A 13,348-nucleotide genomic window follows, 5' to 3' on the forward strand; every position below is an offset into this window, starting at 1 on the left:
AGCCAACATCGCTTCTCGGCACAGAATGCGCTGGCATAGTGGAGGAGCCATGAATGGAAAGGATGCCCAATGACTGAAAACGGCGGTAGCCAGTTCGGACCTCAGCGCCCGCTCCCTCCCCGGCCGGCGACTCCGCCGTCCGGTGATACCTTCGGTTCCTCCCGGACGCCGCGCGAAGAAGAGACGACCCGCCAGCTTCCGCCAGCCTACGCCCAGCCGACCTACGGCCGCCCAGCCCAAGGCCAGCCGGGCTATGGCCAGCCGACTTATGGAGGCTACGGCCAGGCCCAAGGCGCACATCAGGGCGCACATCAGGGCGGACACAGCGCCGCCTATGGCAGCCAGTCCTATGGCGCCTTCGGCTCATCCGGAACAGGCCATCAGCCCGGGAAGGCAGCGGCCGGTAGGCGCTTCGGCACCGGAACGCTGGTGGCCGGGATGCTGGTGGCCGGACTTGTCGGCGGCGGGGTAGCCGGCGGTATCACGGCGCTGAGCGACGGCCCGGAGCAGGCCTCCACGTCGGCCGGGGGCGCTCCCCGCAGCGTCATCGTGAACAACACCGAGAGCGTCACTGCCATCACTGCGGCGGCTGAGAAGGCTTCGCCCAGCGTGGTGACCATCGGCGTCAGTGCCGGCGGCTCGGGCGGCTCCGGTTCGGGGATCATCCTCGACGGCGAGGGCCACATCCTGACCAATACCCACGTGGTGACGCTCGGAGGCCAGACTGGCAATCCTGCGATCGAGGTCCGGACCAACGACGGCCGCGTCCACCAGGCCCAGGTGGTCGGCACGGATCCACTGTCCGACCTGGCGGTGATCAAGATCGATGCACCGAACCTGGTCCCGGCCGAGCTCGGCGATTCGGGAAATATCAATGTCGGAGACACCGCGGTGGCCATCGGAGCGCCGCTGGGCCTGAGCGGAACGGTGACGGACGGCATCATCTCCACCCTGAACCGGACCATCGCTGTCTCCTCCTCCGCCGTGCCGGAGGACCAGCTCGATGCTCCGGAAGGCGAGGACGGCGACGGCTTCAACTTCATCCCGCCGGACGGGTCCCGGCAGCAGCAGAGCCAGAACCAGGGGTCGGTCTATCTCAATGTCATCCAGACGGACGCGGCCATCAATCACGGCAACTCCGGGGGCGCGCTGGTCAATTCGAACGGCGAGATCATCGGCGTTAATGTCGCCATCGCCTCCGCTACCGAAGAAAGCGGCAGCATCGGCGTCGGATTCGCCATTCCGATCAACTACGCCAAGCGCATTTCCTCGGAACTCATCGCCAACGGCCGGGCCACCCATGGCTTCCTTGGCGTCAGCGTGACGCCGGCGGCGTCGGAGGGATCGTCGGATAATACCGGGTTCTCGGTCGGTGCGGAGGTTGCCGAGGTGACGGATGGATCTCCGGCTGCCGATGCGGGCCTGCGCGCGGGCGATGTGATCGTTGACTTCGCCGGGCTGCCCATCGAGGACGGCCAGGCCCTGACCGCAGCGGTCCGGCAGCAGCCCGAGGGCGAAACTGTGGAGATCAGCTATCTGCGGGACGGCTCGCGCGAAACCACGGATGTCACCGTGGGGGACAGCCCACAGCAGTAGCCGGTGTTATCAGCCGCGTGCGGGTGCGTCATATGACGCCCCGGCCGCTCTGTGGCGCCCCGCCCCGCCCTGTGACGTTGCGCAACGCTGTGTGACGCTGCAGCGGCTGGCAGTTGGCGACGGAGGGCGCCCCTGCCGCTAAAGGCGGCCTCCGCCGCGTCAATATGATTAGCTTGGACTGGTTGCCCTCCCCGGCCTGCAACGGTAGGGGCAGGCAACCGAAGGCAATTCGATTCATCTATCCCTGCGGCGGTGCCCGAGGGATGAAAGGCGTTCAATGCAGCAAACAGCTAACCCGGGCCTGAAGATCGTGGTTTTGGTCAAGCATGTGCCGGATGCGCAGTTCGACCGCCACCTCACCGGCCCCGGCAACACCATGGACAGGTCGGAAAGCATCCTCTCCGAACTGGACGAATACGCCTTGGAAGCCGCTCTGCAGCTCAGCGAGGCCCGCGGCGGAGCCAAGGGCGGCAACAAGGTCGCCGCCCTGACCATGGGCCCTGCAGGGGCAGTGAACGCAGTGAAGAAATCGCTGCAGATCGGCGCCTACGAGGGCGTGCACCTGACCGATGACGCGCTGGCCGGCTCCGACGCCGCCGGAACTTCCCTGGCCCTTGCCGCCGCCATCCGCTATTTGGGCAGCACGGATTTCGGTCCGGTCGACCTCGTGCTCACCGGCATGGCCTCCACCGACGGCGAGACGTCCCTGGTGCCGGCCCAGCTGGCCGAGCGGCTTCAGCTGCCGCAGGTCACCTTCGCTGCCTCCCTGGAAGTGACCGGGGACGACGGCGGCACGAAGGTGATTGCCCGCCGTGACGGCGACACCCATTCCGACACCGTCGAAGCGCCGCTGCCGGCCGTGGTGTCCGTAACGGACCAGATCAACGAACCGCGCTACCCGAACTTCAAGGGCATCATCGCGGCAAAGAAGAAGAAGATCACCACGCTCTCGCTGGCGGATATCGGAGTGGACCCGGCCGAGGTCGGCCTGGCAGGTGCCTGGACCGCCGTCGAAACCGCCGAGCCGCGCCCGCCGCGGGCTCGGGGCACCATCATCACCGACGAGGGCGACGCCGGCATCCGCCTGGTGGATTTCCTCGCCGAGCACAAGATGCTCTGACCGCCCCCGTATTCGTCCGAGAACCGTCCCACGTCCCCGCAGGCTGCGGGGACGAGCACCCAAAGGAGTTCGGAGCATGGCTCCCGTACTTGTCTTCATCGATACGCCCGGCGAATCCCTGCACAAGGCCCACCTGGAGCTGCTGACCATCGCCGGCGCCGTCGGTGAACCGGTTGTTGCCTTCAACGGCGAACTTGCCGATGCTGCGGCTGCGGCACTGGCGGAGTATGGCGTCACCGCCATCTACCAGCCCACCGCGGCCGATCTGGACCAGTACCTGGTGGCGCCCAAGGCGGCGTACCTGGCGCGCATCGCCGAGCAGGCGGCCCCGGCAGCGGTCCTGCTGCCCAATACCTTCGAAGGCAAGGAGATCGCGGCCCGGCTGGGGATCAAGCTCGGCTCCGGCGTGATCACCGACGCAGTGGAGGTGGCTCCGGACCTGGCAGCCACCAAGTCCGTGCTGGCTGGCTCATACACCGTCAAGGCACGCGCCCAGGGCACGGCGATCATCACGGTCAAGCCCAACACGGTCGAGCCCCGGCCCGCTGCAGCCCCCACCGTTCCGGAGCGCATCAGCATCGAAACCGGCAGCGCCGGCCCCGCGGCGCGGATCACCGGACGCACGGAAAAGCCCGCCAGCGGCAGGCCCGAGCTGACTGAGGCCAGTGTGGTCGTTGCCGGCGGCCGCGGCGTCGACGGCAACTTCGGGCCGATCGAGGAACTGGCCGATGCCCTCGGCGGAGCCGTCGGCGCCTCGCGGGCCGCCACGGATGCAGGCTGGATCGAGCATGCCGCCCAGATCGGGCAGACGGGCAAGACGGTCTCGCCGCAGCTGTATATTTCGGCCGGCATTTCCGGAGCCATCCAGCAGAAGGCCGGCATGCAGACGGCCAAGGTGGTCGTGGCCGTGAACAAGGACGAGGATGCGCCGGTCTTCGAGATCGCGGACTTCGGCATTGTGGGCGACCTGTTCGAGGTGCTGCCGCAGGCGGCGGCCGAAATCAAGCGGCGCCGGGGCTAGGCGGCGTGGTGCTGTTCGACCCGGAGGTGCAGTCCGTGGAGCGTGTGCTGGTCTTCAGCGCCCACCCGGACGATGTGGATTTCGGCGCGGCGGGTACGGTGGCCGCCTGGACAGCTGCCGGCGTCCAGGTCAGCTACTGCATCATGACCGACGGCGATGCCGGCGGTTTCGACGAAACCGAGCGAGGCCTCATCCCCGAAATCCGGCTGGAGGAACAGCGCCAGGCCGCCGCCGCCGTCGGCGTCACGGACCTGCATTTCCTGGGCCATCAGGACGGCTACCTGCAGGTCAACGACGAACTGATCCGACAGATCGTCCGCCTGATCCGCAGGATCCGCCCGGACATCGTGGTGTCGATGAGCCCGGACCGCAACTGGGAACGCCTGCAGAAGAGCCATCCGGACCACCTGGCCTGCGGTGAGGCGGTCACCCGGGCCATCTATCCCGCCGTCGAGAACCCCTTCGCATTCCCGGAACTGGCCGCCTCCGGCCTGGAGGCATACAAGGTCCCGTGGCTGTGGTTTTATGCGGGGCCCACGGCGCGCGAAAATCACTTCGTCGACGTCTCCAGGCATGTTGATGCGAAGCTGCTGGCCCTGCGGAGCCACTTCAGCCAGCATCCGGATCCGGAGGCCATGGACGCTTTTGTGCGCGCTGCCCTCGTCGAGCGCGGCCGCGAGGCCGGTTTCGACGACGGCCGCAGCGTGGAGGCCTTCCACGTGGTGAGCGTCAACAATCCGGGGACGATCGCCGGCTTCTGACTACTGCCGCTGCAGCCGTGCCGCGGCGTAGACCTTGATGCCTTCCAGGAGGTAGGCGGCCAGCCCCGGCATGACGGTGTCATAGAAACTGGTGAAGCGGGCGTCCTCGACATACATCATGCCCAGGCCGACATAGCTGTCGGCGTTCGGGGTCCAATGGAAAGCGACCCAGCGGTAGTGGCGTTCGACGGCGGCCTGGACGGCCGGGTCGTCGGCCAGCAGACCTGCTTCCATGCAGCGGGCCAGCTCTGCATTGATGTCCGCGGCTTCCTTCGCCAGCGCCTCCTTGTCGGCGGTGGACAAGCCTGCATGCCTGGCCTTGCCAGCCTCGACCGCTTCCTTCCCCCAGCGGGCGATGGCTTCTTCTTCATACGGATTCTCGTCGAATCCGGTGAACATGTCCTGTGCTTCCATTTCTTCTCCTTGGTCGATTGCCTCGATGGTGCGCGCTACGGTGCGGGCCATCCGTGCCATCCGGTCCCGTTCGGCGAGCAGCCAGTCGCGGTGCACCGCCAGTGCGGACCTTTCGTCCGTCTGGCCGTCCAAGACTTCGCCGATCGTGCCCAGGCTCAGTCCGAGTTCGCGCAGCAGCAGGATCCGCTGCAGGCGGCGGACTTCGGCCGGGCCGTAGTAGCGGTAGCCGTTGGCTGCGGTCCAGGCGGGAAGCAGCAGGCCCAGTTGGTCATAGTGCCGCAGCGTCCGGGAGGACACCTTGGACATCCTGGCGACTTCCGATATCGACCAGCCGGCGGCTGTTTCCTGGTGCATGGTCCCAGCGTAGAAGTTGACGTGGCGTCAAGGTCAAGGAGCCGGTGTCCTGCCGACGGCAATGAGGGAATCGGCATTGAACTCGTGGCGTTCGCCTAAGGCAGCCAGGAAATTCCGGCGCAGTTCGCCGAGTGCGGCGGGGTCCTCCGGCAGCAGCCGGCGGTAGCCGGTCCCCAGCACCATCGACCAGGCCAGGGAGCCGTCGAGGGGCACACGCAGGGACACCTCGCGGACGTCGATGTCCTCCAGACCGAGGGCCTGAAGCCAGTCGCGCAGCTTGGCGGCGGAGTCCAGCCGGGCGATGTTTTCCCGAAGCGGCGCCAAGGGGTTGGCCAGGCCGGGGGAGGCAGCCGCGCACAGGCCGTGGAGGATCGAGGCGAACGGCTCGTGGGCGCCGCTGGCCCAGGTGCTGAGCGCCAGCCTCCCGCCTGGCACGAGCAGCCGGGCCAGATGGGCCGCCGCGTGGTCCATCCGGTCGAAGAAATAGCAGCTGTAGCCGCAGAGGACAGCGTCGTAAGGCTGCTGCGCCGTCCACGCGGCGGCATCGGCCTGGGTCCACCGGATATTGCCCAGGCCCAGCGCATCGGCCTTGGCCTGGCCCACGGCCAGCGGCGCGCCGGCCAGATCGACGGCGTCGACGCAGCCGTCCGGAACGACCAGCTGCGCCGCCGGGACGGTCGCTGCCCCGCCGCCGCACCCGGCATCGAGAACGCGGTCACCCGGCTGCAGGTCCGCCGCGGTGGCCAGCGCGTTGCCCATCGGATTCCACAGCGCCGGCGAGAGCTGTTCGAATTCCGCTGCTGCTGCTTCATTGGCCGTCTGTTCGGCGTGGGATTCTGGCACGGTGCCTCCTTTGGGTAGGGATGTTGCTAGATCTTGGCCCCGGCAAACCCGTTCTGCCGCCAGGCCTCGTAGAGGGCAATGGACGCGGAATTGGCCAGGTTCAGCGAGCGCAGCGACGGCAGCATGGGGAGCCGGAGCCGGGCGGTGACGTGCGGATCGTGCTTGACCGCTTCTGGAAGGCCCACCGACTCCGGACCGAAGAGCAGGATGTCGCCGGGACGGTAGGCAATGTCGGTGTAGGAAGCTTCGCCGTCGGTGCTGAACGCGTACACGCGCTCCGGCCGCAGCGCTGCCCAGGCATCATCGAGCGACTTGTGCACATGCAGCACCGCCAGGTCGTGGTAGTCGAGGCCGGCACGGCGGAGTTTGGAATCCTCCAGGTCAAATCCGAGCGGTTCCACCAGGTGGAGCTCGGCACCGGTGACAGCGGCCAACCGGATGGCATTTCCCGTATTGCCGGGGATTTCCGGGGTATAGAAGAGGATTCGGAACACGGATCCATCCTAGTCCTGTGCCCCGGCCCGGTTCTTACCTGCCGCTGCCGTCGGTCAGCGCCAGGAGCCGGGCCAGTATCGGAACCTGCACCACATTGGGTTGGGGCCCGGTGGAGAGGAACCGCCGCAGGTCCCGCTGCAGGCTCCCCGGGTTCACCACTTGGACCTGGGCGAAGCCGGCGCGGTTGAACGACGGCGGGGAGTCCACCACCGGCTCGAACGGATTGCCGTGGGCGTTGTGGACCACCAGCCAGCCGCTGACATGGCATTCGGGGAAGAGGTCCTGCATGCGCCGCACCGCCGCCAGCAGCCGGACCGGTCCCAGCGGCCGGCCGCTGCGGCGGAGCGTGCGTCCGTCCCAGTGCAGGTTGCCGGGCGGCAGCAGCGTCGAATCGACTACTGCCAGCCGGTAGCCGGCCAGGACGGCATGCCCTACGTCCAGGTGGTCCGCGCCGCCCGGGCCGCCGTCCAGGCGCAGGCCGTTGACCAGGCGGGCCGCGGGGAAGGAGGGGAGGAATGACTGGGCCAGGGCCTGCACGGTGAGGTTCTCGCCGTCGTAATTGGCAGCGGCACCGGCGCCGAGGCGGGCCCAGAAGCCGGGACGGCGCGGCGCGCCGTGCAGCTGCCGGGTGGCGACATCGAGCGGGAGGACGGCAGGGGCGGAGGCGGCGTAGGGCGGCTGGAAGAGCGGCGCTTCGCGGTACAGGTCCGGAGCCGGGGCCCCCGGGGCGCGGGTTGCTCCGGAGGTGGAGGTGGCGAAGGTCCGTTCGCGGCCGTCCGTGCTGCTGGCCGGCTGCCCGCCGCTGCGGCTGCGGGACTCCGGGCGGCCGTCGCTGCGCAGGCCACGGTCGTAGGCGGCGCGCCGCTGCGGATCACCCAGGGTTTCGAAGGCCAGCGCGATGGCGTGGAAGTGTTCCGGATTCCCGCCGAGATCGGGATGCGCGGCGCGGGCCGCCTTGCGGTAGGCGGACTTGATCTGGCGCGCCGTTGCGTCGGGGGTCAGTCCGAGCACATCGTAGTGGTTCCCCGGCACGCGGGTCCTTCCTGTCGGCCCCGTGGGGCTGGTTGCTTCGCTGTATTTTCCTAACGAAGGACGGCGCGTCTGCGTTTCCCGGCAGGGTTCCGGCAGTTTTCCGGGTCAGGACGACGGCTGGCCGGCATACCGCAGGTACAGGGAGGAACCGGAGCGGAGCACCTGCACCAGCTCGAGGCTGTCCAGGCCGTCCTCCTCGGGGGTCACCGCGATTCGCAGATTGGACCCGCCGACCAGCAGGGGGCTTAGGGACAGGCAGAGCTCGTCCACGCACCTGGCCTGCTGGAAGGAACCGAACAGGTGCGGACCGCCTTCGGACAGGATCTGGCCGAGGCCGCGGCCGGACAGATCGGCCACCAACGCCGGAATGTCCACGAACCGGCCGCCGGCTACAACCACGTCGGCGAGCTTTTCGAGCCGGGCGCGCCGGCCGGCGTCGGCCTGCTCGGTGGTGTAGATGATCGGCCGCACAGGCGCCTGCGCGAACAACTCGCTGTCCGGGTCCAGGTCCAGGTCCCCGGAGACGACGGCGAACGCGGGGTGCGCGGGAAGGCCGCGGCCGGTGCGCCACGCCTGATCCTCGGCGCTGACCAGCTCGCCGGCATAGCCCTCGACGCGCACGGTTCCGGCACCGACGAGGATGACGTCTGCGAGCCGCCGCAGCAGGGCGAAGATCCGCTTGTCCCCGGCATCGCCGAGTTTGCCGGACCGTCCATTGTGGGTCGCCGCGCCGTCGAGACTGGAGACGAAGTTGAAGCGGACCCACGGGGCCCCGTTCCCCGGTCCGGTGCCGGCGGCGTACCACTCGAGCAGTTGCTCGTCGGAGGCATTCTGGTGCGGGGACGGGTGCAGGCGGTCGATGCCGGAACTGTTGCCGGGCGCGGCCGGTGCTGCAGTTTCCAGTGACATCAGGAGGCCGTCCGTTCGTTGACCTCGCCCATGTTGTGCTTCAGGTAGGCCGGTTCGCGCCAGCCGAAGACTGCTTCGGTCAGGCGCAGCGCCGCATGGGCGGCCGCGATGTTGTGCATCCGGAGGATGCGCGCGCCGTTCATGACGCAGACGACGGCGGCGGCGAGGGAACCTTCCAGCCGTCCGGACTTCGGCCGGTCGAGGGTTTCGCCGATGAAGTCCTTGTTGGACACCGCAGCCAGCGCGGGAAAGCCCAGCGCGGCGATTTCGTTGAACCGGCGGGTGATCTCCAGCGAGTGCAGCGTGTTCTTGTTCAGGTCATGGCCCGGATCGATGATGATCTTCTCCGGCTCAATGCCCAGCTGCACCGCCAGCTCCACCCGTCGGGCCAGGAACTCGGCCACTTCGGTGACGACGTCGCCGTACTGCGGGCGCGGATAGACGGTCCGCGGCGTGGCCAGGCTGTGGGTGATCACCACATGGGCGCCGCTGTCGGCGATGACGGCGGCCAAGTCCGGATCCCGCAGCCCGGTGGTGTCGTTGATGACATTCGCGCCGGCTTTGATGCTCAGTGCCGCGACCTCCGGCAGGAAGGTATCGGCCGAGATGATGGCGTCCGAGCGGCTGCGCACGGCCTCGATTACCGGGACGATGCGGTCCGCTTCCTCCGCCGCGCTGAGCACGGGCCCGGGGGAGAACGGCACGCCGCCGATGTCGACCCAGTCGGCGCCGTCGTCCACCGCGGCCAGAGCGGCCTGGACCGCCGCATCGAGCGCGAAGGTGCGGCCGCCATCGTAAAAGGAATCCGGAGTCCGGTTGATGATCGCCATCAGTGCCAGCTGCCGCCTGAAATCCATGGTCCTGGTGCCGAAATGGTGCACCGGATGCCGCAGCGGCGGCGTGTAGGCGCCGCCGTCCGTGGACGGTCCGGCGGGCGCAATGGCGCCCGTGTGGTCCTTCACAGTGAATTCAGCTCCCGGGTGGTGTCGGCCAAGGCCTCGCTGTCGACGGTGCGCCCGGAACGGATCAGGTCCTTGATCGGCTCCTGGACATCCCAGACATTTACATTCATACCAGCAATGACTTTGCCGTCCCGAACCCAGAAGGCGATGAACTCACGCCGGTCCAGATCCCCGCGGATGACGACGTCGGCGTCCGCTGCCAGCGGGAAGTAGCCGGAGTATTCCATGCCGAGGTCGTACTGGTCCGTGTAGAAGTAGGGGATGTCGTCGAAGACGATCTCCTGTCCGAGCATGGCTCTGGCCGCGGCCTTGCCGCCGGCGATCGCGTTGGCCCAGTGCTCGCTGCGCAGCCGCGCGTCCAGCACCGGGTGGAAGGCATTGGCTACGTCCCCGGCCGCATGGATGTACGGATCGCTGGTGCGCAGGGACGCGTCCACTTCGATGCCGTTACCGACGGCAAGGCCGGCAGCTTCTGCCAGCTCCGTATGGGGAGACACACCGACCGCGACGATCACCAGATCCGCCGGCAGGGTTTCGCCGCCGTCGGTGACGACTGCGGCCACGCGGCCTTCGGGCGCCGCAGGGCCTTCGAGCGCCGCCGGGCTGGTGGAGTGCCGGAATTCCACGCCGTGTTCCTCATGCACTTCGGCAAAGAGTCCGCCTAGGTCATCCCCGATGGCCTTGCGGAGCGGAACCGTGTCGCGGCCCAGTACCGTGACCTGGTTGCCGTAGGTCCGTGCGGCGGCAGCGGTCTCCATCCCGATCCAGCCGGAACCGATGATGACCACCTGCCGGCCGCCGCCCGCCAGTTCATCCCTGAGCCGGGTGCTGTCCTCCAGCGTGCGCAGGTAATGGACGCCCTGCAGGTCCGCTCCGGGAATCCGCAGTTTCCGGGGCGAGGCACCGGTGGCCAGCAGCAGACGTTCATATTCGAGGCTGTCACCGCCCGCCAGCACAACAGTCCGCCGTGCCGGATCGATCCCGGAGACGGTTTCCCCGAGCCGCAGGTCGATGTCCCGGCTTCGGTACCAGCCAGCGTCGTGTACCAGCGCGGCTTCTGCGTCCTGCTTGCCGTTCAGGTACTCCTTGGACAGCGGCGGGCGCAGGTAGGGAAGGTGCTGTTCCTGCCCGATCAGAATGACGGGCCCGGCGTATCCTTCCTTACGCAGTGTTCCGGCCGCCGTCGCTCCGGCGAGGCCGCCGCCGACAAGGACCATCGGATTTCCCGTCATGTTTCCTCCTCAGGCACAGGTCCTCCCAGTACAGCCCGGATCGGAAGCGGGGACAAGGGCAGGGACCGGGCCGCCGAATTGACCGGTTCCGTAGAATGGTTGCGTGCCCGTGTACCTTGACCACGCGGCTACCACGCCCATCTCGGCGGAAGCTCTGGCCGCACTTACCCGTGAACTCAGCCGCAGCGGCAACCCGTCCTCGCTGCACGGCTCCGGCCGGCGTGCCCGCAGGGCGGTGGAGGACGCCCGCGAAACCCTGGCTGCCGCCGCCGGTGCCCATCCCTCCGAGGTGGTTTTCACTTCGGGCGGCACGGAGGCGGATAACCTCGCCGTGAAGGGACTGTACTGGTCCCGGCGCGACGCGGACCCCGCCCGCACCAGGATCATCTGTTCGCCGATCGAGCACCATGCGGTGCTCGACGCCGTCGAATGGCTGGAACGGCACGAAGGCGCGGAGGTGTGCTGGCTGCCCGTGGACGGGGAGGGGGTGGTATCCCTGGACGCACTGCGCACCGAACTGGCGGCCGACGCCGCCCTCGACCAGCCCCGGACCGCCCTGGTCACCGTGATGTGGGCCAATAATGAGGTGGGCACCGTCCAGCCGATTGCCCGGATCGTCGAGATCGCCCACGAATTCGGGGTCCCGGTGCACTCGGATGCCGTCCAGGCCTTCGGCGCCCTGCCCGTGGACTTTGCCGCGTCCGGCCTGGATACCATGGCCATCAGCGGCCACAAGATCGGCGGTCCGGTGGGCGTGGGCGCACTGCTGGTGGGCCGGTCCGTGAAACTCACCCCGGTCCTGCACGGCGGGGGACAGGAACGCGACATCCGGTCCGGAACCCTCGATACGCCGTCGATCGCGGCCTTCGCCGCGGCCGCCGAAACCGTGGTGGCACAGTTACCCGCCGAATCCGCGCGGCTGGCGGACCTGCGGGAGAAGCTGATTGCCGGCGTCGCACGCGCCGTCCCGGAAGCGGTGCTGCGCGGACCGGCCGATCCGGACCTGGCCGGCCGGCGGCTGCCCGGCAACGCGCACTTCACTTTCCCCGGCTGTGAGGGTGATTCGCTGCTGTTCCTGCTGGATCTGGCCGGCATTGAGTCCTCCACGGGATCCGCCTGCACCGCCGGCGTCCCGCGTCCGTCCCATGTGCTGCTGGCCATGGGGCTGAGCGAGGAAACGGCCCGCGGCGCGCAACGCTTCACGCTCGGGCATACATCGACCGCCACGGACGTTGAAGCATTGGTGGCCGCACTGCCGAACGCGTACCGGCAGGCGAAGAAGGCCGGCATGGCCGGCCACAGATCAAGTATTGAAACCGCCGGGACAAAAGCCCGGCGGCTGAACGAAGCCGGTACCCCGGCGTCTGGAGCAGCAAAGTAATGCGAGTACTGGCAGCCATGAGCGGCGGCGTGGATTCCGCCGTCGCCGCAGCACGGGCCGTGGAGGCCGGGCACGACGTCGTCGGCGTCCACCTGGCGCTGTCCCGCATGCCCGGCACCCTGCGCACCGGCAGCCGCGGCTGCTGCACCATCGAGGACTCCCGCGACGCCTGGCGCGCCTGCGACGTGCTGGGTATTCCGTACTACGTCTGGGACTTCTCCGAGCGCTTCAAGGAAGACGTCGTGGACGACTTCGTCGCGGAGTACGCCGCCGGACGCACCCCCAACCCCTGCATGCGCTGCAATGAGCGGATCAAGTTCGCCGCGCTGCTGGAGAAGGCGCTGGCGCTGGGTTTCGACGCCGTCTGCACCGGCCATTACGCCAAGGTGGTCGAGGACGCGGACGGCAACCGGGAACTGCACCGGGCAGCGGACTGGGCCAAGGACCAGTCCTACGTGCTGGGCGTGCTCACCCACGAACAGCTGAAGCACTCAATGTTCCCGCTGGCCGACACCCCGTCCAAGGCCGAGGTCCGCGCCGAGGCGGAGCGCCGCGGGCTGTCCGTGGCGAACAAGCCGGACAGCCACGATATCTGCTTCATTTCCGACGGCGACACCCGGGGCTGGCTCGAAGAGCGCATCGAGATGACCGAGGGCGAGATCGTCGACGAAACCGGCACCGTGGTCGGGTCCCATCCGGGCGCCAACGCCTTCACCGTCGGGCAGCGCCGCGGGCTCAAGCTCGGCCGGCCGGCACCGGACGGGAAACCGCGCTTCGTGCTGGAAATCCGCCCGAAGGAGAACAAGGTGGTGGTCGGCCCGGAGCACCTGCTGGCCATCGATCGGATGCGCGGTATCAAGGTTTCCTGGGCCGGCCTGCCGATCGCCGAAGTCGCCGCCGTGCTGGATACCCCGGTGGTTGAGCGGAGCGCCAGCGGAGTCGAAACCCGCCGCTCCGCCGACTTCGACTGCACCGTCCAGGTCCGGGCGCACGGCGACCCGGTGCCGGCCCGCGCGCATGTGGAGCTGGCAGCGGACGACGCCGGCGACCTCCGCGAGGAGCTGACGGTCACTCTGGCCGAGCCGATGCGCGGCGTGGCCCCGGGCCAGACGATGGTGCTGTACCAGGGCACCCGTGTCCTGGGCCAGGCGACCATTGATTCCGCGCGCTCGCTGAACTGGAACCCGGAGCGGGTATCGGCGTGACCGGCCCTGCCGGGCACAGTTGT

The 13,348-nt window shown here is 68.5% G+C and carries 13 protein-coding genes; 6 read left to right on the forward strand and 7 right to left on the reverse strand.

Annotation, left to right across the window (positions count from 1 at the left end; all coding sequences use genetic code 11):
- Positions 1–69: 69 nt before the first annotated feature.
- The 4 genes from AC5RWU_RS03135 (at position 70) to AC5RWU_RS03150 (ending at position 4,498) form a co-directional block, all read left to right on the forward strand.
- Positions 70–1,596 carry a S1C family serine protease gene (locus tag AC5RWU_RS03135; RefSeq protein WP_494027995.1) on the forward strand — a complete coding sequence of 509 codons (1,527 nt, stop codon included), beginning with the start codon at positions 70–72 and terminating at the stop codon, positions 1,594–1,596.
- A gap of 301 nt (positions 1,597–1,897) precedes the next feature.
- On the forward strand, positions 1,898–2,716 hold the full coding sequence (locus tag AC5RWU_RS03140; protein WP_494028137.1) for an electron transfer flavoprotein subunit beta/FixA family protein: 819 nt from the start codon (positions 1,898–1,900) through the stop codon (positions 2,714–2,716).
- A gap of 76 nt (positions 2,717–2,792) precedes the next feature.
- Positions 2,793–3,737 carry an electron transfer flavoprotein subunit alpha/FixB family protein gene (locus AC5RWU_RS03145; RefSeq protein WP_494027994.1) on the forward strand — a complete coding sequence of 315 codons (945 nt, stop codon included), beginning with the start codon at positions 2,793–2,795 and terminating at the stop codon, positions 3,735–3,737.
- Between the two features lie 5 nt (positions 3,738–3,742).
- Positions 3,743–4,498: a PIG-L deacetylase family protein gene (locus AC5RWU_RS03150; RefSeq protein WP_494027993.1), complete on the forward strand. Its 756-nt coding sequence runs from the start codon at positions 3,743–3,745 to the stop codon at positions 4,496–4,498.
- Here the strand turns inward: AC5RWU_RS03150 and AC5RWU_RS03155 are convergent, their stop codons facing one another.
- From AC5RWU_RS03155 to AC5RWU_RS03185, 7 genes are all read right to left on the reverse strand, one after another.
- Positions 4,499–5,266 (reverse strand): MerR family transcriptional regulator, encoded by a 768-nt coding sequence (locus tag AC5RWU_RS03155; protein ID WP_494027992.1) that lies wholly within the window; start codon positions 5,264–5,266, stop codon positions 4,499–4,501. It lies immediately after the preceding gene.
- 33 nt (positions 5,267–5,299) lie between these two features.
- Positions 5,300–6,109: a class I SAM-dependent methyltransferase gene (locus tag AC5RWU_RS03160; RefSeq protein ID WP_494027991.1), complete on the reverse strand. Its 810-nt coding sequence runs from the start codon at positions 6,107–6,109 to the stop codon at positions 5,300–5,302.
- A 26-nt stretch (positions 6,110–6,135) separates the two neighbouring features.
- Entirely contained in the window at positions 6,136–6,603 is a 468-nt protein-coding gene (locus AC5RWU_RS03165) for a tRNA (cytidine(34)-2'-O)-methyltransferase (RefSeq protein WP_494027990.1), read from the reverse strand.
- A gap of 34 nt (positions 6,604–6,637) precedes the next feature.
- The gene (locus tag AC5RWU_RS03170) at positions 6,638–7,636 is read right to left on the reverse strand and encodes a J domain-containing protein (RefSeq protein WP_494027989.1); all 999 of its coding nucleotides are present in this window, start codon (positions 7,634–7,636) and stop codon (positions 6,638–6,640) included.
- 105 nt (positions 7,637–7,741) lie between these two features.
- Positions 7,742–8,545 carry a pyrimidine reductase family protein gene (locus AC5RWU_RS03175; protein ID WP_494027988.1) on the reverse strand — a complete coding sequence of 268 codons (804 nt, stop codon included), beginning with the start codon at positions 8,543–8,545 and terminating at the stop codon, positions 7,742–7,744.
- The gene (folP, locus tag AC5RWU_RS03180) at positions 8,545–9,402 is read right to left on the reverse strand and encodes a dihydropteroate synthase (protein ID WP_494028136.1); all 858 of its coding nucleotides are present in this window, start codon (positions 9,400–9,402) and stop codon (positions 8,545–8,547) included. Before folP ends, AC5RWU_RS03175 begins: the two co-directional genes overlap by 1 nt.
- 101 nt (positions 9,403–9,503) lie before the next feature.
- A complete protein-coding gene (locus AC5RWU_RS03185; RefSeq protein ID WP_494027987.1) occupies positions 9,504–10,739 on the reverse strand; it encodes an NAD(P)/FAD-dependent oxidoreductase in 1,236 nt (411 codons plus the stop codon).
- A gap of 103 nt (positions 10,740–10,842) precedes the next feature.
- On the opposite strand from AC5RWU_RS03185, the gene AC5RWU_RS03190 reads away from it, so the two are divergent.
- Both AC5RWU_RS03190 and mnmA read left to right on the forward strand, forming a co-directional pair.
- Positions 10,843–12,120, forward strand: coding sequence for a cysteine desulfurase family protein (locus AC5RWU_RS03190; RefSeq protein WP_494027986.1), 1,278 nt, complete (start codon positions 10,843–10,845; stop codon positions 12,118–12,120).
- Positions 12,120–13,325 (forward strand): tRNA 2-thiouridine(34) synthase MnmA, encoded by a 1,206-nt coding sequence (gene mnmA, locus AC5RWU_RS03195; protein ID WP_494027985.1) that lies wholly within the window; start codon positions 12,120–12,122, stop codon positions 13,323–13,325. Before AC5RWU_RS03190 ends, mnmA begins: the two co-directional genes overlap by 1 nt.
- Positions 13,326–13,348: the final 23 nt, after the last annotated feature.

The sequence above is a fragment of the Arthrobacter sp. B0427-1-12 genome, from assembly GCF_059092905.1.